The sequence below is a fragment of the Spiractinospora alimapuensis genome (assembly GCF_018437505.1).
GTDB classification, from domain to species: domain Bacteria; phylum Actinomycetota; class Actinomycetes; order Streptosporangiales; family Streptosporangiaceae; genus Spiractinospora; species Spiractinospora alimapuensis.
In genome coordinates, this window is sequence record NZ_CP072467.1 from 2,044,128 (window position 1) to 2,063,199 (window position 19,072).

General features: G+C 69.9%; 20 protein-coding genes. 9 read left to right on the forward strand and 11 right to left on the reverse strand.

What is annotated here, in order from left to right:
- Positions 1-16: 16 nt before the first annotated feature.
- The 3 genes from J4H86_RS09365 to J4H86_RS09375 all read right to left on the reverse strand — a co-directional run bounded on the left by J4H86_RS09365 (position 17) and on the right by J4H86_RS09375 (position 1,603).
- Positions 17-601: a DUF4352 domain-containing protein gene (locus J4H86_RS09365; protein ID WP_236543118.1), complete on the reverse strand. Its 585-nt coding sequence runs from the start codon at positions 599-601 to the stop codon at positions 17-19.
- Between the two features lie 256 nt (positions 602-857).
- Positions 858-1,181, reverse strand: coding sequence for a hypothetical protein (locus J4H86_RS09370; RefSeq protein WP_236543119.1), 324 nt, complete (start codon positions 1,179-1,181; stop codon positions 858-860).
- Entirely contained in the window at positions 1,178-1,603 is a 426-nt protein-coding gene (locus J4H86_RS09375; protein WP_236543120.1) for an ATP-binding protein, read from the reverse strand. The genes J4H86_RS09370 and J4H86_RS09375 overlap by 4 nt, the downstream gene beginning before the upstream one ends.
- Positions 1,604-2,024: 421 nt before the next feature.
- Here J4H86_RS09375 and J4H86_RS09380 point away from each other — a divergent pair, with 421 nt between their 5' ends.
- Entirely contained in the window at positions 2,025-2,849 is an 825-nt protein-coding gene (locus J4H86_RS09380; protein WP_236543121.1) for a helix-turn-helix domain-containing protein, read from the forward strand.
- Entirely contained in the window at positions 2,836-3,024 is a 189-nt protein-coding gene (locus tag J4H86_RS09385) for a DUF397 domain-containing protein (RefSeq protein WP_236543122.1), read from the forward strand. The genes J4H86_RS09380 and J4H86_RS09385 overlap by 14 nt, the downstream gene beginning before the upstream one ends.
- 130 nt (positions 3,025-3,154) lie before the next feature.
- Here J4H86_RS09385 and mftF read toward each other — a convergent pair whose 3' ends face one another.
- The 6 genes from mftF to mftA form a co-directional block, all read right to left on the reverse strand.
- Positions 3,155-4,609, reverse strand: a complete 1,455-nt coding sequence (gene mftF, locus J4H86_RS09390) for a mycofactocin biosynthesis glycosyltransferase MftF (protein ID WP_236543123.1) — start codon at positions 4,607-4,609, stop codon at positions 3,155-3,157.
- Positions 4,610-5,133: 524 nt separating this feature from the next.
- On the reverse strand, positions 5,134-5,811 hold the full coding sequence (mftE, locus tag J4H86_RS09395) for a mycofactocin biosynthesis peptidyl-dipeptidase MftE (protein ID WP_236543124.1): 678 nt from the start codon (positions 5,809-5,811) through the stop codon (positions 5,134-5,136).
- Positions 5,808-7,016, reverse strand: coding sequence for a pre-mycofactocin synthase MftD (gene mftD / locus J4H86_RS09400; RefSeq protein ID WP_236543125.1), 1,209 nt, complete (start codon positions 7,014-7,016; stop codon positions 5,808-5,810). The genes mftE and mftD overlap by 4 nt, the downstream gene beginning before the upstream one ends.
- 118 nt (positions 7,017-7,134) lie before the next feature.
- Positions 7,135-8,391, reverse strand: coding sequence for a mycofactocin radical SAM maturase (mftC, locus tag J4H86_RS09405; RefSeq protein ID WP_236543126.1), 1,257 nt, complete (start codon positions 8,389-8,391; stop codon positions 7,135-7,137).
- Positions 8,388-8,681 carry a mycofactocin biosynthesis chaperone MftB gene (gene mftB / locus J4H86_RS09410; protein ID WP_236543127.1) on the reverse strand — a complete coding sequence of 98 codons (294 nt, stop codon included), beginning with the start codon at positions 8,679-8,681 and terminating at the stop codon, positions 8,388-8,390. The genes mftC and mftB overlap by 4 nt, the downstream gene beginning before the upstream one ends.
- Positions 8,682-8,690: 9 nt before the next feature.
- Positions 8,691-8,807: a mycofactocin precursor MftA gene (gene mftA, locus J4H86_RS09415; RefSeq protein ID WP_236543128.1), complete on the reverse strand. Its 117-nt coding sequence runs from the start codon at positions 8,805-8,807 to the stop codon at positions 8,691-8,693.
- Positions 8,808-8,913: 106 nt separating this feature from the next.
- Between mftA and mftR the strand changes: the two genes are divergently transcribed.
- From mftR to J4H86_RS09445, 6 genes are all read left to right on the forward strand, one after another.
- A complete protein-coding gene (gene mftR, locus J4H86_RS09420) occupies positions 8,914-9,522 on the forward strand; it encodes a mycofactocin system transcriptional regulator (protein ID WP_236543129.1) in 609 nt (202 codons plus the stop codon).
- Positions 9,519-11,180 (forward strand): GMC family oxidoreductase, encoded by a 1,662-nt coding sequence (locus J4H86_RS09425; protein WP_236543130.1) that lies wholly within the window; start codon positions 9,519-9,521, stop codon positions 11,178-11,180. The genes mftR and J4H86_RS09425 overlap by 4 nt, the downstream gene beginning before the upstream one ends.
- 538 nt (positions 11,181-11,718) lie before the next feature.
- A complete protein-coding gene (locus J4H86_RS09430) occupies positions 11,719-12,519 on the forward strand; it encodes an ABC transporter ATP-binding protein (protein ID WP_236543131.1) in 801 nt (266 codons plus the stop codon).
- Positions 12,516-13,373: an ABC transporter permease gene (locus tag J4H86_RS09435; protein ID WP_236543132.1), complete on the forward strand. Its 858-nt coding sequence runs from the start codon at positions 12,516-12,518 to the stop codon at positions 13,371-13,373. The genes J4H86_RS09430 and J4H86_RS09435 overlap by 4 nt, the downstream gene beginning before the upstream one ends.
- Entirely contained in the window at positions 13,370-14,176 is an 807-nt protein-coding gene (locus J4H86_RS09440; protein WP_236543133.1) for an ABC transporter permease, read from the forward strand. The genes J4H86_RS09435 and J4H86_RS09440 overlap by 4 nt, the downstream gene beginning before the upstream one ends.
- Before the next feature lie 50 nt (positions 14,177-14,226).
- Positions 14,227-15,297: an ABC transporter substrate-binding protein gene (locus J4H86_RS09445; protein WP_236543134.1), complete on the forward strand. Its 1,071-nt coding sequence runs from the start codon at positions 14,227-14,229 to the stop codon at positions 15,295-15,297.
- Positions 15,298-15,357: 60 nt separating this feature from the next.
- Here J4H86_RS09445 and J4H86_RS09450 read toward each other — a convergent pair whose 3' ends face one another.
- Both J4H86_RS09450 and J4H86_RS09455 read right to left on the reverse strand, forming a co-directional pair.
- Positions 15,358-16,242 carry an SAM-dependent methyltransferase gene (locus J4H86_RS09450; RefSeq protein WP_236543135.1) on the reverse strand — a complete coding sequence of 295 codons (885 nt, stop codon included), beginning with the start codon at positions 16,240-16,242 and terminating at the stop codon, positions 15,358-15,360.
- Between the two features lie 174 nt (positions 16,243-16,416).
- Entirely contained in the window at positions 16,417-17,640 is a 1,224-nt protein-coding gene (locus tag J4H86_RS09455; RefSeq protein ID WP_236543136.1) for an amino acid deaminase/aldolase, read from the reverse strand.
- A 107-nt stretch (positions 17,641-17,747) separates the two neighbouring features.
- Here J4H86_RS09455 and J4H86_RS09460 point away from each other — a divergent pair, with 107 nt between their 5' ends.
- A complete protein-coding gene (locus J4H86_RS09460) occupies positions 17,748-19,052 on the forward strand; it encodes a D-arabinono-1,4-lactone oxidase (protein ID WP_236543137.1) in 1,305 nt (434 codons plus the stop codon).
- Positions 19,053-19,072: the final 20 nt, after the last annotated feature.

Genomic DNA, 19,072 nt, shown 5'->3' on the forward strand with positions numbered 1-19,072 from the left:
CGGCGTCCGCGGGTGGTCACTCGCGCCCGACTTCCTCAACGACCGGGATCCCGGAATTGTCCGGATAGTAGCTGAGTGTTCCCGGCTGGAAGTCGCCCAGCGCGGTGACCACCCCCACCATCTCGTCCCCCGGCGCCAGACTCACCGTCCCCCCGTCCGCGATCTCGCGCACGTCGACGCCAAGCGCCGGATCATGGGCGGTACCGTCCGCACCGGCCAGGAAGAACGCGGAGGCCTCCACCGACAGCGGTATGTCACTGTCGTTGGCCACCCGTACCCAGACGCTGGTGTACCGGCGGTCGAGCGACGCCTCGGCGGACGGGGTGAACTGCGTCGTTCGCGCCGACAGGTGGATTCCCTCGTGCGCCTCGGAGACAACCGTGGTGTCCGCGGCCGTCGGCTGGCGTGAGAGTGGCTGAGGAGCGGGGCTCACGGTCGGCACGCCCTTCGCGGATCGGTCGGGGTCGGAGCCGTCCCCGGTGAGGAGCAGCACGACGGCGACGACGACGCAGAGCATGGCGACACACGCCGTGCCGACCAGGACCCCCAATCGGTGTCGCCGGCCGGACCACGCGGCGTCTCGCTCCCCCGGTCGGTCCATGGCCCCCCTGAGGGACCGTACGACGGACAAACCGTCACCACACGCCCACCACGTGCGTCTTTGCCGTGACCTCGCCGCACCTTTACGTTATGCCCCCAATCGCGGAGCCGCACGACAGCGTGTACGACCCCAACAGTTTGGCTCCGGCCCGCCGCGCCGTCGAGTGGGACCGCACGGAAATGACGAACCCGCGGGGTGTCCCGGCGGGGGTGGGGAGGGGGCTTGGGGTGCCCGTTGGTTCCCCCGCCGGGGGTCTTTAGTGGGTGGTGGTGAGGAGGGCGTGGAGGCGGCGTTGCAGGGGGACGGTGGCGTCGAGTGGGAGGTGGAGGGTGGGGTGGTTGGGTGTGGGTTTCCAGCCGTGGGGTGTGGCGGTGAGGAGGACGGTGGTGTCGCCTCGGGTCACGAGGACGCTCCCGGCGTCCTCACGGAGTTCGGTGGTGATGCCGTCGCGGTGCAGGAGTGGTGAGTGGAGGGCGAGGTTGCGGCAGGCGCGCACGGTGGCGCTGACGGGTGGCGGTGTGGGGCGGAGGTAGCGTTCGCGTTCTTCCGGGGTCAGGGGTGGTACTGGTCGGAAGTTCATGGTGTGGCCTCGGCGAGGGTGCGGGCGGTGGGGATGTCGGCGGTGACGGTGCATTCGTCGCGGGTGAGGGTGGCCCACCAGTCGCTAGCGTGGTGTTCGACGAGGAGCAGACCACGCCCGTTCTCGGCGAGAGACGTATCGCTGGGTTCCTGTGCGCGGGATGACGGGGTGGTGCGGCGGCTGCCGTCGTCGGTGACGGCGATGCGCACCCGGCAGGACTCACAGTGCACGGTGACGGTGAACGTGCCGCCGGGCAGGCCGCTGCGAGAGTGAGTGACGGCGTTGGACGCGAGTTCGCTCAACACGAGGGCGGCGTCGGCGATCGTTTCGCGGTCCACGCCCCGGAAGGCCAGGACTGAGCGTAGCCAGGCACGGGCCTCGCCCACACTCTCCGGGGTGCCGGCCAGAGTAGTGGACGTCATCGCCCACCACCGCCAACCACGACACGGAGGGGTTCAGTGGTCGCACCCAGCGGGCACGGATGCCCGACCGAACGCACCGCCACGAACGAACACGCACGCTGCGGGCACTCCCAGAACCGCCGCACCACATACGGCCGAACCCGCGCCGCACCACCACGACGACACCACGCCACACCACGCGCGTTAAGGTCAAACCTGTCCATCTGGCTACCTTCCAGTTGGGCCACGCCCCCGGACCGCATTCGTCGGTCGCGGGGGTCTTTGCTGTCTATGAGACGGATTCCTGCGTTCTGTCCACAGGTTGAACCCGTGGGATTAGAGTCACAGCTCCCGACTGATACAGCTATGACAACAACCAGTCAGCCGAATCGATCGAAGATCTGTGATTCCTAGTAATTGTCCAGTGGTGAGGAGCGATCCTGTGGCTGTTCCACTTGACTCCGCACGCCGTCGCTTCGGCAACGAAATGCGGAAATACCGAGGTCGCGCCAGCCTGACCCAGGGTCAGCTCGCACGATCAGCTCTGCTTTCACAAGCCATGATCAGTGATATCGAGAAGGGGCGAAAAACGACCAAGAGGGAACATGTCGTACGAATCGACGCCGCGCTAACCACCGATGCTGCCTTGCTCCACTTCTGGGACTCGCTGTTCTCTCCATCGGGCCTCTCGTCCTACTTCAAGGACGTCGCCGAGTATGAGCAGGAAGCCCATGGGATCTCGGAATACCAAATCGCACTCATTCCCGGCCTGTTTCAGACGCGAGAGTACGCGCGCACGATCATCCGCATGGGACAGCCCAACTTCACATCCGAGGAGGTGGAAACACAGGTCGAAGCCCGAATGCTTCGGCAGAGACTGCTGGAGGTCGAGCGTCCACCTCTGTATCGGGTCGTGCTCGACGAGAGCGTCCTCCTGCGCCCGATAGGGGGTCACGCTGTGATGGGTCGACAACTTCAACAGCTCATCGACCTTTCGCATCGCCCCCGAATCATCCTGCAGGTCATCCCTTTGCTCTCCGAGGTACACCCAGGTCTCGACGGTGCATTTCAGTTGATCACTCTCGCTGACAAGGGCACCATGCTGTACACCGAGAACAGAGTGGCTGGATACCCTACGAGTGACGAGACAGCGGTTTCGGACTACCAGGGCATGTTCGGAGAAATCCGCGGGGCCAGCCTTCCCGTCAACGCATCACGTGCTCTTATTGAGAAGATCCAAGGAGACCTGCAGGATGCTAGACCCTAGTTGGGCCAAGTCGAGCTACAGCACAGGTGGTAGCGCGAACTGTGTGGAGTGCCGTTCCGACCTTGGCCAGGTCAACATCCGTGACACCCAGCATCGCCACCTCGGCCACCTCACGGTCCCAGCGACGGAGTGGCGGGCGTTCCTCCACGCCGTGCGCGAGAACGAGCTGGACTGAAAAGACCCACCTCGGACGCGGGGTCCCCCCTTCAGCACAGCCTAGCTTTCGCGAGCCGATCCGGCCCGCAGCCGTCCACAGGCGAGCGCACGGGTTTCCCGGGCGCTCGCGGGGGATTCCGCGTACGATCTCACCTCCCCGCAGCCGCGTCCGCACGGCGCCCCGCCCCCGCGTCGCGGACGAAGCGCGGCAGCAGGGGCGCAAGGCTGCGGGACCGCAGGGCGCCCCACCAGACACCGGCGCCGTAGGACATGTCGTCGACGACGCTCGCCAGGGTCCACCGCACGGGGTCCAGGCGGGTGCGGGTCACCGCCCAGTCGCGCAGGGCGGGCGCGGCGACCAGCCCACCGAGGACCAGAAGTCGGCGGGCCCGGCGGCCGGGGAGCGCAACGGTCGTGGCGACGGCGACGGGGAGGCCCAACTGGGTGAGGGCGCGGCCCATGCCGACCAGTGTCCCCCCGACTGGGCGAAGGGTGAGGCGGGCCGCGACGCTCGTGGGCATCCCGGTTTCCCGCAGTGCGCGGGTGAACCACGCGGCGGACGCCGCCGTTACCGTGGCGGCCAAACCCGGGCGTCCGGCGAGCAGGAGCCCGGCGACAGCCGAGGACCAGGGTCGCAGCACGACGGGAGCCAACCGGTCGCCGTGCCGGCGTCCGAGCGGTCCTCCGGACGTCCCGTAGCGGAACCTGCGGCGGAGGTAGGTCGCCCAGGTGGCGGGTTCGTCGTGCGCGACCCGCACCGACGGGTCGTACCGCACCGTCCAGCCCGCGTCGATCATGCGCCAGACGGCGTCGACGTCCTCCCCGAATCGGAGTGACTCGTCGAAGGCCACGGGATCCAGCGCGGCCCGCCGCACCAGCAGCGTGGCGGTCGGCACGTAGGCGACGCGGCTCCCGGGACGAACCCTCGCCGCCCGGTGGTCGAGGTCGAGCGGCGAACGCGCCGCCGCGTACGCGGCGAGCGTGGACCTCCCCGTCGCCCGCGGGCGGATCCGCGGTGCGACGGCCCCCACCTCCGGGTCGGCGAAGTGTGCGGCGAGGGCGGACAACCAGCCCGGTGGCGGAACACAGTCACTGTCCAGGAAGGCCACGAGTTCGGCGTCCGACGCCGCGGCGAGCCCCGTGTTCCGCGCCGCCGCGGGTCCACCGCACGCCGACCGTCGCACGAGGCGCGCTCCGTACCGCGCCACCACGGCGGCTACGGTGTCGGGAGCGGTGGACCCGTCGTCGACGACGATGGTCTCGGCCGGCGCGTCGTCGCACGACTCGGCGCACAGCGCCGCCAGGAGCCGCCCCAGCTCCGCAGGCCGGTCCCGAACGGGGATGACGACGGTGACCGGCCCAGTGACCGGACCGCGCGGTGACCGTGGGTGCGCGACTCCGGCGTCGAGGAGGCGACGGGCCAACGCGCCCTCCCTCGCGTCCCGAACGGGATGCGCCAAGAGTTCCGTGAGCACGGTGCCTCCGGCGGAGGTCAACCGCATCAGCCGCAGGGGGTCACCGCCCAGCAGTGCCCGGCCGTCGTTGAACACGACGGTCTCGGGATCGAGCACGATCTGGAACCCGTGGGGAACCGGGCCCGTCACCGGGACTCTCCCCTGGTGTCCCGGGCGTCTGTTGGACGGGTGGCGCCGGAGACCGAGCCGATCACGTGTCGCCTCGCCACCGACGCCACCCTCGACCAGGTGTCCGTCACCATCGCGCTCCGTCTCACGTGGCGTGCCATACCGCTCGTCCTCCTGTCACACCCACCGCCCTGGTGCACCCAGAGTCGTGCCAGTGCCGGACGGGGCCCGCGCCGCGCCACACCCTCCCAGGCGGAGCCGGCGGCTCCCACCCGCCCGACGGTGACCTCGGTCGCCGCGCTTCCCGCGTGTCCGTCACGCCCTCCACCCGCACGGCGCTTCGTCACGACGGTCGAGGCCAGGTCCGATCGATCCGGGGCCCCGGAACGACCGTCGCCAACGGTCCCTCCGGTGCGGGCAGATCCACAGCCCCGCAGGCGAACGGATGTCCGTTCTCCACCGTCCCGGTGCCCCTCGGGGGCCGATTCCCCGGCCGTGGGTCTCGTGTCGAGCGTGGTCCGCCGATCGCTCATCCCGCCCGTTCATCATCGGGGCCATTGGGCGACGAACGACGTGAGGTCCTCGGCGAGGCGGGCGAGGACGCGCTCTCCCTCGGCGGCGGAGGCCTCTGTGGGGTCCCCGAGCACTCCGTTGGGGCTGACGGCACGCACCCCGTGGGCGCGCAGGGTGGGCATCAGGTCGGCGATGGGGTCGAGAGCGCCGGGGTGCGCGTGGTCGGTGGCGACGCGCTCGGGGGCCAGGGCGAGCTGCAGGGAGGTCTCGACCCGGCCGGCGTGGGCGTCACCCCGCCAGCGGGGGGACCAGGAGAGGACGTCGCGGGACTCCGATCTCAGGGTTTCCGTCGCCCGTGCGACGGCGGCGGCGTTGCCGCCGTGGGCGGAGACCAGGAGCAGACGGCGGAACGTCTCCGTGGCGGAACGGCCGAGTTCCACGAGCAGCACGGTCAGTGCCTCTGTGCCGATGGAGAGCGTGCCCGGGAACCCGGCGTGTTCGCCGCTGGCTCCGTAGGCCACCGGCGGGGCGACGAGGACGTCCGTGGCCGTCGCCGCCAACCGCTGGCACAGGGCCTCCGCGATGTCGGTGTCGGTGGAGAGCGGGAGGTGGGGGCCGTGTTGTTCGGTGGATCCCACCGGGACCACCAGGACGGTGTCGCTCGGCCGTTGGTCGACGTCGGGCCAGCTCAGGTTCGCGAGTTCGGTCATCGCGGGGTGTAGGTCTCGTTCCCGTTCTCGGCGCCGAGGCGACGCCCGAAACCGTCGGGGATGACCAGATCTTGGCGTCGCAGCTCCCGCACGGAGCCCAGGGCGAGTCCCTGGAGCGTGGAGTCGATGCCGTTGCGCAGCACGTCGAGGACGTTCTCCACGCCGGCCTGCCCGTTGGCCGCCATACCCCACAGGTAGGCGCGGCCGATGAGCACCGCCCGCGCGCCCAGGGCGAGGGCCTTCACGACGTCCCCGCCACGGCGGACACCGCCGTCCATGAGGACCTCCACCTGGTCGCCCACGGCGTCGACGACGGCCGGCAGGGCCCGGATCGCCGCCGGGGTGCCGTCGAGGTTGTTGCCTCCGTGGGTGGAGACGGAGATGCCGGTGGCGCCGATGTCCACGGCACGACGTGCCTCGTCCACCCGGCAGATCCCCTTGATCACGAAGGGACCGTCCCACTGTTCCCGCAGCCAGCGCAGATCCTCCCAGGTGGGGCGCGGTGTCTGCATCCATTCGCCGTAGGCGTCGAAGAATCCGGGGGCCCGCTCACCGGGCAGGGTCATGTTGGGGACGGAGAGCTGCGGTGGACGGAGCGTGCGGGCGTAGTCCATGAGGTAGCGCCACTTGCCGTGCAGCAGGATCTCGGGGGCGTGTCGGGCCATCGTCCGCAGGTCCATCGCGGTGGGGATCTTCGGGCTGCCCCAGTCGCGCGAGTGGGAGAACGACCAGTCGAGGGTGACGATCAGACCGACCGCTCCGGCGCGTTTGGCACGGTCCAGGCGGTGGGTCATGGCGTCGCGACTGCCCGACCAGTAGATCTGGAAGAAGGTCTGCGGGTTGGCGTCGACGACCTCTTCGACGGGTTTGCTGCCGAAGCTGCTCAATCCCATCGCGGTCCCACGGCTCGCCGCGGCCCGGGCGACGGCCACCTCCCCGTCCGGGTGCACCGCCTGCACTCCGGTCGGCGAGATCATCACCGGCAGGGCGAGGTCCTGACCCAGCACCGTGGTGGACAGGGCACGTTCCTGGGGCGCTCCCGCGACGCGCGGGGCGAAGCCCAGCTCACCGAACGCGTTGATGTTCTGGTTGAGGGTCTGGCCGCGTTCCGAGCCGGCGACGAGAGCCTTGTACACCGACAGGGGAAGCCGCTTCCTGGCGCGCCGCTCCGCTTCCTTGACGCTCTCGAACCACGCGTCGGCCATCGTTGTCCTTCCGGATCGCACCGCCTGGGGAACGGCGGCTCGGTTGTCGCGCCGACACGGGGCCCACCGACGCGGTCGGGGTGCGAACGCGTGGCCCCCGTGCCGGGGGGTGTTGTGGTCAGCTGTTCGCCCGGCCCACCGTGAAGCCGGCCAGGGGGCTCTCGTCGCAGGCCGGGGCGGGAGGCGCCTCGGGCGGGCGGGTGCTCAGGGTGAGGGGCACCGGTCCGGAGCGTCGGCCGGGGGCCGGGCGCGGTGGGCTGGTGCGGTGGGAGCGGTCGACGGAGGGTTTGGGTGGGGCGTCGTCCCCACGGGCGAGGAGCGCGTCCACCCCGTATCCCTGGACGCACTCGGGGTCGGGGCCGTCCAACGGGAGTCCGGTGAAGAACTTCGCCGCCATGCAGCCGCCGCGGCAGGAGTCGTAGTGGGCACACGCGGTGCACGCTCCGCCGGTTTGGGGTGCGCGAAGGTCCTGGAAGAGCTCCGACTCCCGCCACACGCGGGTGAAGCCCCCCTCGTCGCGGATGTTGCCGGCGAGAAAGGAGTCGTGGATGGCGAAGGGGCAGGCGTAGACGTCGCCCACCGGGTCGATGAGGCACACGACGCGTCCCGCTCCGCACAGGTTGAGGCCCGGGAGCTGCTCTCCATAGGCCGAGAGGTGGAAGAAGGAGTCCCCGGTGAGCACGTTCTCGCCGTGGGCGAGCAGCCAGTCGTACAACTGGCGCTGCTGCGCCTGGGTCGGGTGGAGCTCGTCCCACACGTCGGCGCCGCGCCCGGAGGGTCGTAGGCGGGTCAGCCGGAGTTGGGCCTGGTACTTGTCGGCGAGGGCCTTGAACTCGTCCAGTTGGTCGATGTTGTCCCGCGTGGCCACGACCGAGAGCTTGAATCCGGTGAAGCCCGCGTCGGCGAGGTTGTCCATCGCGCGGATGGCGGTGGCGTAGGAGCCCGGCCCACGCACCGCGTCGTTCACCTCGGGGGTCGCTCCGTCCAGGGAGATCTGCACGTCCACGTAGTCGCTGCCGGCCAGTCTCCGCGCCACCTCCGGGGTGAGCTTGACCCCGTTGGTGGAGAACTTGACACCGACGTTGTGTGCGGTCGCGTAGTCCACCAGTTCCCAGAAGTCGGGACGCACGGTGGGCTCGCCTCCCCCGATGTTGACGTAGAAGACCTGCATCCGCTCCAGCTCATCGATGATCGACTTGCACTCCTCGGTGCTGAGCTCTCGGGGGTCGCGTCGTCCCGAGCTCGACAGGCAGTGCACGCAGGAGAGGTTGCAGGCGTAGGTGAGTTCCCAGGTCAGGCAGATCGGAGCGTCCAGTCCGCGCTCGAACAGGTCGATGAGGCGGTTCGTCCCGCCTGCCGGTCGCGTCTGCGTCATGGGGTGCTGGTCCTTTCCACGACCATCTGGGATCGCACCAGCGCGCCCAACGCGCGCTGGAAACGGGGGACGTCCGCCGCCTCGACGCCGGCGGCATGGCAGGCCGCCCGCGCGGTGGGTGCTTCGCCCAAGCCGCGGACCACGGCGAGCAGGGTCCGATCCTTGATGAACGACAGCTTGCGCGTACCGAAGTGGTAGAGGAGCGCCCCGAAGGGTTCCGGCCGGACCGACACCTGGTCGTGTAGGCGCCATCCGCGGTCCAGATCGGGTTCGGCGCGTGGTTCGGTCACGACGGACTCCTAGTACACGCCACACATACCGTCGATGGAGACCTCTTCGACCAGCGAGTCGTCGGCGATGAGGACGTCGTCGCCTTCGGGCTGCGGTGCGGCGGCTGTGTCGTCGGGGTGGCTCATGGTGGCATCCTCCTTGTGTCGGTGACCGTGTCGTGCGGACGTCGATCGTGTCCAGACCATTCGATACTAATGGCACCCGATGCCAAAAAGGAAGTGGGGTGGCGGCGTGTCGCTTGACCAGTCCCAGGTGGACGCCCCTCGGCCCGGTCGCCGGCCCGCGACCACCAAGGCCGAACTCACCCGGATCGGCATCGAGCTGTTCACCGAACGGGGCTTCGACGCGACCACCGTGGACGACATCGCCGCGGCGGCCGGCATCGGACGTCGCACTTTCTTCCGGTACTTCGACTCCAAGAACGACCTCCCCTGGGGCGACTTCGAGGCGCACCTGGACCGGATGCGGCGGGATCTCCACCGTCTGGGTGGCGACCTCCCCCTCATGGACGCGCTGCGGGTGGCCGTGGTGGAGTTCAACCGGATCTCCCCCGAGGAGACGCCCAACCACCGGCGCCGGATGCGTCTGCTGCTCACCGTTCCCGCCCTCTACGCCCACTCGACCCTGCGCTACAAGGGCTGGCGGGACGTGGTGGCGGAGTACGTCGCCGAACGCCTCGGAGTGGAGCGCGACGACCACGTCCCCAACGCCGTCGCGTGGGCGATGCTGGGCATCGCTCTCTCGGCCTATGAGCAGTGGCTGCGCGACGACCGGGAGAACCTCACCGAGGTTCTGGACAGCTCCCTGCGCATGCTCGCCTCCGGGTTCGCCGACCTGTGACGGCCCGTCGCCGGAGCGGCCCGGAGTTCGACGCCGACTTCATCGTGGTCGGCGCGGGCTCGGCCGGATGCGTGCTGGCCGAACGCCTCTCGGCCGATCCGGACATCTCCGTCCTGCTCGTCGAGGCCGGAGGGCCGAACACCGCACCCCTGCTCCGGGTGCCCATGGCCTTCGCCCGAACCACGACCGACCCCCGCTTCGCCACGCACCACGCCGCCCACCTCACCGAACCCACGGACCGTATCGAGCCCTGGATCCGCGGCCGGGGACTCGGTGGGTCCAGCGCGATCAACGGCATGATGTACCTGCGGGGAGACGCGGCGGACTACGACGCGCTCGCGGGCCGCGGCTTCCCCGGGTTCACCTGGCCCGCGGCGCTCAGCGCCTTCCGCGCCATGGAGGACCACACCCTCGGTGGGTCCGCACTACGGGGTTCGGGCGGACCACTCCGGGTCCAGGCCGCTCCCCCGGTCGGTACGGTGTCCGAGGCCGTTCTCGAGGTGTCCAGCGCCATGGGTTGGCCACGTGTCGACGACGTCAACGCCGCCGAGGGCGCCAGGATCGGCCCCGTCCCCTCCACGATCGACCGCGGAACGCGGGTGAGCGCCGCCACCGCGTTCCTGCGACCCGCGCTGCGACGCCGCAACCTCACCGTCCTCACCGACGCGCGGGTGGGACACCTCCTTCTCGACGCCGACCGTGGGCGGCGCGACCCCACGGAACGGGACTCCCACCCGGTTGGTGTCCGTGGTGTGGTCGTCCGGCGGCGAGGATCCACACGGGAACTGCGCTGCCGGCGCGAGGTCATCGTGGCCGCCGGCACCGTCGAGTCACCGTTGCTGCTGGAACGCTCCGGGATCGGCGACCCGGAGGTACTGCGGAACGCCGGCGTGGCACCGCGGGTCGCGAGTCCGCGCGTGGGCGAAGGCGTGGTCGAGCACCGCGCGGTGCCGGTGCGCGTTCGGTTGCGTCCGGGGCTCGGACGCAACGCGGCGCTGTCGTCCCGTATCGGACTCCTGCGCGGCGCGCTGCGCTACGCGGTGTCGGGTTCCGGCCCCCTGACGACCGGCCCCTACGATCTCGCCGCCTTCGTGTGTTCGGCGCCGGACGTGCCCCGCCCGGACGTCCTCTCCCTGTGGACCGCCATGTCGGCGGACCCCGGGGCCGAGCACCTGCGGGCCGCGCCCTACCCCGCGTTGACGGTCACGTCCTACCCGCTGCGTCCCACCACCGAGAGCTCGGTACATCTCAGCGGACCGGACCCCGCGGACCCGCCCGTGATCGAGGCGCGGTATCTGCGCACCCAGGAGGATCGCGACGTCAGCGAGGGTGTCCTGCACACGGTCCGCACGGCTCTGGCCACCGGCCCGTTGTCCCACCTCGTCGCCGAGGAGGAGGCCCCCGGGCCGAACGTCGGTGCGGACGGAACGGCGTGGAGCTACGCGCTCGACGCCGGTGGGGGCCTGTACCACGCTGTCGGGTCCTGCTCCGTCGCGTCCGGCGGGCAGGGGGTGGTCGACGACGAGCTGCGCGTCCGTGGCGTCGCGGGTCTGCGCGTCGTTGACGCCTCGGTCTTCCCGCGCCACGTCTCGGGTGGCACGGCGGCACCCGTCATGGCCTTGGCGTGGCACATGTCAGCCAGGATCCAGGAGTCCTGACCCCAGCCCTCCCTTCGGCCGCTTCTTCGTGCCGCGTCACGACGCACAGTGGTCCATTATCGGAACGTTTCTACTACAACCCATAGTCGGCCGAAAAACATGGATGCCCTTCGCACAAACGTGCGGCCAGCGGGCTTTGGCGCCACATCCGGCAGATTTTCCCCGGAAAGACGCCGGGCGTACACAGAACACTCGTACAGCACCACCACACTGTGTGAGCGAATTCCGAACAACGCCACATCGGCCGACGATCGCACAGCGAACGGACTGGCCTTTATTTTCCCAGTTCATGCAATACTGACCCTGGGTCACGACAGCAGATACCACGATCCGCACACACCACACGCCACTCCGACCATCCAACTGATTACCGTCTGATCCTGTTTCCCGCTTCGGATACGCCATACGAACAGTTTTCTTTCGAAAAAACGCGATGCGCCCACCGTGGTGGCGATCTTGGGGGTAGGCAACCCAGATGCAATCTGTTTTCATGAATTGCCCTTGTCCGATTGCCACTGGGAACACGGAAAGCGGGACAATGAACGCCGACCCCACAGACGTCAAGGTGGCCATCACGAACGTCACGCGGACGTTCCCGGCACGCCACGGCGAACTGGTCGCGCTCCAGGACGTGTCACTGTCGATCGCCGACGGCGAGTTCGTCGCGATCGTCGGTCCCTCTGGATGCGGCAAGTCCACACTGCTGCGCATGGTCGCCGGCCTCGCCACCCCCACCGGGGGCACGGTGGAGGTGGTCCGCCGCGACAGCGAGCGGGAACCGAGCGCGATGGTGTTCCAGGAACACGCGCTCTTCCCGTGGCTGACGGTCGGCGACAACGTGTCGTTCGGGCCGAGGAACCGAGGGGTCAGCAAGGAGAACTGCCGCGCCATCGCCGAGGAGCAGCTCAGCCGGCTCGGCCTCGCCCAGTTCGCCGGCTACTACCCTCACCAACTGTCCGGTGGCATGAAACAGCGGGTCGGCATCGCGCGCGCCATGGCCCAGGACGCCGAGATCCTCCTGATGGACGAACCGCTCGGGGCGTTGGACGCCCAGACTCGGACCCTCCTGCAGGACCAGATCCTCCAACTGCGCCAGGAGTCCCGGCCGACCGCGATGTACGTGACCCACGCGATCGACGAAGCGATCTTCCTCGCCGACCGGGTCATCCTGATGAGCGCGCGGCCGGGTCGGGTGACCGAGGAGATCACCGTCCCCTTCCCCTCGGAGCGCGGCCCCGAGGTCCGGGGCACCGCGGAGTTCGCCCGACTCACCCAGGAGATCTGGGACCACCTGCACCACGAGGTGGAGACCGCGATGGCCGAGGAGGCCAGACGATGAGCGTGGCGACCTCCCCCAGGGGGTCCGCGCCGCCCACCGGAGCACGCGGCACCCGGCGAGGCCGGGACACCTCCGCACGCGCCCTCCAGCGATGGCCGGTGGTCGTGGGCCCGCTGGTGCTGCTCCTCGCCTGGGAGATCGCCAGTCGCACCGAGGTGATCCCGTCGATCTTCTATCCCGCGCCCACCACGATCGCCACCGAGTTGCCGATCCTCTTCGACGCCTCCGAGGACGGCCTGCGGGCCGACCTGATCACCACGGTGCGGCGACTACTGCTGACCGCGGGCCTCTCCGCGGTGTTCGGGATCGGCGCGGGCCTGGTGATCTCGGTGTCGCGCTGGTTGAAGGACGGTGTCGAGCCCGTCCTGGCCTTCCTCTACCCGATCCCGACCCTGCTCTTCCTCCCGCTGCTCTCCTTCGTCCTGGGCCGCGGCGAGTTCGTGATCATCCTGACCGCGGTCGTCACCCCGATGATCATCCTGACCCTCTACACGGCCGCCGGGGTGCGTGGCATCGCGCCGGTGCTGCTCGAGGTCGCCCACAACTACGGCGCCCGCGGGCCCCGACTGTTCCTTCGCGTCCTGCTCCCCGGGGCTCTCACCTCGGTCATCGCCGGATTCCGCATCGCGTTGGGCTACGCGTTGATCACCGTGGTCGCGGTGGAGATGGTGGGGGCGAACGACGGCCTGGGCCAGGTGTTGTGGGCCAGTTGGCAGGTGCTGGCGGTCACCGACATGTACGTGGCGCTCGTCGCCGTCGCCGTCCTCGGCCTACTGAGTTCGGTCGGGTTCGGCCTGCTCGCGAACCGCCTCGTCCCGTGGAGCCAGGACCGACCGTCCGGAGGGAAGCGATGAGCGCGCGTGTGAACGAGTCGAGGCTCCGCGCCCGACTCCCCAGGATCGTCGGACCGTTGGTCATCGCCCTGGCCTGGGAGGCCCTCACCCGCACCGAGGTCCTCGATCCGCGGTTCTTCGTCCCGGTGACCACCATTCTGCGGACGATGGGTGAGATGGCGGCCAGCGGAGTTCTGGCCAGCGAGGTCGCGGTCACGCTGCAACGCCTGGGGCTCGGTTTCGCCGGCGCCGCCATCGGCGGTGTGGTCCTCGGGGTCGCGACCGGTGTGTCCCGAACGATCAACCTGCTGTTCCGGCCGATCATCGACACGATCTATCCGATCCCGAAGGTCGCCCTCCTCCCCCTGCTCATCATCATGGTCGGCATCGGTGAACCCGCCTTCGTCCTGACGGCGTTCATGACGGCGATCTTCCAGATCGTGATCAGCGTCGCCGCGGGGGTTCGCGACGTCGACCCCCTGCTCATCGAGGCCGGACGAACCTACGGAGCGACCGGCTGGCGCTTCTACTGGCGCGTCCTCATCCCGGGGATGTTGCCCTCACTGCTGCACGGACTGCGCATCGGCATGGGCATGTGCCTCATCACCGTGATCGCCGTGGAGTTCGTGGCCGCCAACTCCGGCGTCGGCAACATCGTGCACCTGTCCTGGCAACAGATGCAGGTGCCGGAGATGTACGTGGGACTCGTCGTGGCGGGGTTGCTGGGACATCTCATCAGCCTCCTGTTCTCCCTGATCGAACGCGTGGCGCTGCCCTGGCGCCAGTCGCGGAGCGCGGTCATGAGCGCCCAGACCGGCGGCTGACGCGTGGATCACCAAAAGGGCACGCCGTACTAAGACCGAAGGGAAGTCCAATGAGACCAGCGCGCACGAACACCACGGGGACGGCAGGGTCGAGGACCGGGGCCGGCGTCGCCGGCGCGGTGCGCGGGCGACGGGCGGCGGTGTGCGCGTCGGCGGCCGTCGTCCTGGTCGCGGCCTCCGCGTGTTCCTCGGGTGGCGACGGTGACGAACCAGTCCGGGTCGGCTACATCGGCACGTCGTCCTTCGCCCCCCTGTGGGTGACGGCGGAGCTCTTCGCCGAGGAGCACGGGCTCGAGGTCGAGCTGGAGGAGTTCCCCAGCGGCTCGGAGATCCTCACCAACATCACCACCGGAAACCTGGACGCCGGCGGGGTCGGCATCGGGGCCGCGTCCTACAACGCCTTCGACGAGGACCTGCCCTTCGTGAACGTGGCGCCACAGCACGGCGGCTACACCGAGGACTACTTCGCGTTCTCCGCCACGGTCACCGACGCCGACGGTGCCGCGGAGCTCGGCGACGACATGTCGGACCTCGCCGGGGAGACGTTCGCGGTGAACTCTCCCGGCGTCGTCACCGACTGGATGCTCGGCGACGCGTTGGAGCGGGCCGGTCTGGACTACGACGACGTCGAAGTGGAGACCATGCCGTTCCCCGACATGGTCCCCGCGCTCGCCAGCGGTGCGGTGGCCGGCGCGGTGCTGTCGGAGCCCTTCACCACCCGCGCTGAGGAGGACGGGTCCGCCTACCGTCCGTGGGAGACCCCCGAGGAGGAGGGCGTTCCCCTGACCTCGCTGACGTACAACAGCATGTGGGCCGAGAGCGACCCGGAGACCGCGGAGGCCTTCATGGCCGCCTACCACGACGCGGCCCTGCACATCGACGAGGTGGGGTGGGAGGACGACGAGATCCTCGAGATCATCGGTGAGTACACCGGTCAGGATCCCGAGAGCGTCCGCGGTACACGGCACCACGTCTTCCCCACCGACCTGAGCGTCGACATGGACAAGGTGAACGAACTGCAGGCCTTCTACTCCGAGATCGGGGAGCTGCAGTACGACGGTCTGATCGACGACGAGGAGATGTGGGACTTCAGCTACCGCGACGCGGTTCTGGGGGACTGACTCAGTCCCGGCCCGTGGGGGACGCTTCGCTCCCCCACGGGCCGGCATCGGAACCGGGGGTCAGGGCTTGCGCAGTACACCGCCGTACTCGTAGATGGACTTCCGCTGCTGGGAGGCCCCCAGGAAGGGGCGTAGCGACGCGTCCACCTCGATCGGCCCCTGGGTCGGATCGGGGCGCCACTGACCGATGTCGCACAACCCGGGGTCCGCCGCGTCCAGGTCGCCCACCCACGCGTCGAGCGCGGCCGGGGTACGGGTCCGCATCGCGAGCCCGAACTCGTAGGCGTGGTCCGTGGCGGCCCGCGCGGTCTCCTCCTCGTCCGCGACGACCAGCGTGATCGCGAGGTGGCTTCCGGGCACGACCAGGTCGAGGGGCGTTCGGATCGCCCGCAGCGCGTCGGCGTCCTCCGGGATGTGGTGCGGGATGCTGAACATCAGCACGCCGACGGGTTCGGAGAAGTCGATGAGACGCCGCACCTCGTCGCCGTGCAGCAGGGACTCCGGGTCGGTCATGTCCGCCTGGATGACGGTGGTGTTCTCGTCCTTGTCCAGGATCGCGCGGCCGTGCGCCAACACGATCGGGTCGTGGTCCACGTAGACGACGCGGGCGTCCGGCTGGAACTCCTGGGCGACGTCGTGCACGTTGTTCTGGGTGGGCAGTCCGCTGCCAAGGTCGAGGAACTGCTTGAGTCCCACGTCGCGCGCGAGGTAACGCACCGCGCGGTAGAGGAACCGACGGTTCTCGTGTGCGATGTCCAGGCTCTCCGGAAACGCCTTGAAGCCCTCGACGCAGAACTCCCGGTCCACGGCGAAGTTGTCCTTGCCGCCGAGGGTGAAGTCGTAACACCGTGCCGCGGTGGGCCGGTCGGACTGGATCTCGGGCGGGTACTCGGACGGGTCGTGCGTGCGCGCCGCGTCCTTCATGAAGTCGTTCGGTTTGGTCATCGGACTCCTTCACCGTGGGGGGTTGGTCGCCCAGGTTAGTCCGAATCGCGACACGGAATCGCCCGCGAGTGCGGGGATCCGCGCCCCCAACGGCTCTCGCCGCCGGCCCACCAGGAGGCGGACGCCCCGACCGGCACGGACGCCGGCGGCGGGACGTTCCGATCGGGAGGTTCCTCAGAGGAAGGCTCGCCCCTCCCCCCGGTAGGTGGGGGCCTCCCCGACGATCCTGCCTCCCCGGACGAGATACAGGACGTTCACGCGCTCGGCCAACTCCCCCGCCTTGGCGTGGCGGAACCACACGCGATCCGCCAGTCCCAGCCGGTCGGCCGCGGGGCCGCGCAACGGGGTCTGAACCTCGCCCGCTCCCTCCGCGCCGGTGTAGCGCAACCGGCCCGGGTGGGCGATGGTCGGGAGCCGGTCCCAGCCCGGTACGCCGGAGGCGACCCATCCCCCGCCGAGGGTCGTGACGACGCCCGGCGCGGGTCGTCGTACCACCGGCAGGGCGAAGAAGGCCGCCGGGCGTGGCCGAAACGACCGGTAGGTGTCGAACAGGCCGGGGCCGTAGAGCCCCGATCCCGCCGCCACCTCGGTGACGCGGGGTTCCGGCGCGGTGCGATCCACGCTGCCCGTCCCACCGCCGTTGACGAACTCCAGTGGCGACACGGCTCGCACCGCGGCGACGGTCTCGGCACGACGCCGCGCCAGTTCCTTGCCCGACGCCCACTGCATCGCGCGTACGGCCAGGCCCTGAAGTGGAGCGCCCGGTGGGGCGTCGCCCACGCCGGCGATCTGCGCCTCGTAGGCCATCAGACCGACGAGGCGCATCCCCGGTCGACGGTCGATCTCCTGAGCGAGGGCGACGGCGTCGGCGGGTGTGCGCAGCGGTGAGCGGCGCGCACCGAGGTGCACCCGGCCGCCGGCCAGTCGCAGGGAGGCGTCGAGGTCCAGGCAGAGTCTCACGGGGTGGTCGGGGCTGGGCCGTGCCCGCTCGGCGATGAGGTCGAGGTGGTCAACGGAGTCGACCATCAGGGTGACGCGAGCGGCCAGGTCGGGATCCGCGGCGAGGGTCCGCAGGGACTCCCCGGCGACGGAGGGGTAGGCGACCAGGACGTCGTCGTGGTCCTGGGCCAGCCACAGTGCCTCGGGCAGTGTGAACGCCATGACGCCGCTGAAGCCGGGACGGTCGAGGGCCGACCCGAGGAGCTCGCGGCACCGCACCGACTTGCTGGCGACCCGGATGGGTTTGCCCAGGGCCCGCGACCGCAGGGACGCCGCGTTCGCGTCGTAGGCGTCCAGGTCGACGACGGCGAACGGGGGTTCCACATCGGCGGTGGCCGCGAGGAGTTGGTGGAAGTAGGACTCTCGCGCCTGCCGGTGGGGGCCGCTGGATGGGCTCATGACATCCCCAAGTCTCGACGGTTCGGTGGCCAACAGTGTAGGAACAGTAGGGACTGTGCCCCGGAGCGCTGGATCTCCAACGCGTCCCCGGCGGAGAGGGAGCGGCGATGACGGTCCTGTGGCGGAACTGGTCGGGGACGCAACGCGCCTGGCCCACGCGCGTCGAACGACCCACCAGCGTGGAGGAACTGCGCGGCGCCGTCGCCGCTGCGGCTGACGCCGGTCTGCGGGTGAAGGCGGTGGGCAGCGGTCACTCGTTCACGGGGATCGCCGCCACCGACGGTGTGCTGCTCCGGCTTAACGCCCTCGCCGACGTGGTGCGGGTCGAGCGGGACAGTGGGCGGGTCACCGTCGAGGGCGGGATGCCCCTGCACCGGCTGAACCAGGTTCTCGCCGCGCACGGGCTGGCCCTGCCCAATCTGGGCGACATCGATCGGCAGACGGTCGCCGGTGCCATCTCCACCGGCACGCACGGGACGGGAGCGCGGTTTCCGGGGCTGGCCGCGCAGGTCGTGGGGCTCGAGCTCGTGGTGGCGGACGGGGAACTCGTCACCTGCTCGGCCGAGCACCACCGCGATCTGTTCGCCGCCGCCCGGGTGGGGCTCGGCGCGCTGGGAGTCATCGCTCGGGTGACGCTGCGGTGCGTCCCGGCGTTCGCGCTGCACGCGGTGGAGGGCCCGATGCCGTTGGCGGACGTCCTCTCGGACCTGGACACGCTGGTCTCGGCCAATGACCACTTCGAGTTCTACTGGTTCCCCCACACGGGGTTGACACTCACCAAGCGCAACAACCGGTGGAACGGGGATCGGATCCGTCCGGTCGGTCCAGTGGCGGGTTGGTGGGAGGACGAGTTCCTCTCCAACACGGTCTTCCGGTGGGCGAACCGTCTGGGGCGCGCCGTTCCCGCCTCGGCACCGCTGGTGAACGCGGTTTCCGCCCGCGCCCTGTCCGCCCGGGACTACAGCGACGTGTCACACCGGGTCTTCACCTCCCCGCGTCGCGTCGTGTTCGCCGAGACGGAGTGGGCCCTGCCGTGTTCGGCGCTTCGTGACGTACTGGGCGACCTGCGGCGGTTCGTGCGCCGGGAACGGGTGGCGACGACGTTCCCGGTCGAGGTTCGGTTCGCCGCCGCCGACGACGCGTGGCTCTCCACCGCCCATGGGCGCGACACCGCCTATGTGGCGGTGCACCAGTTCGAGGGCATGCCCTACCGGCACTACTTCGACGCCTTCGGTCAGATCGCCGCGGCGGCGGGAGGGCGCCCGCACTGGGGCAAGCTCCACCGTCTCGACGCGGAGGCCCTCGCCTCCCGGTACCCGCGTTTCGACGACTTCCTCGCGCGACGCCGCGCCACGGACCCGACCGGGGTGTTCACCAACCCCTACCTCGACCGGGTGTTGGGCCCGGCGTGATCCGTCCGACTCGGTACCGC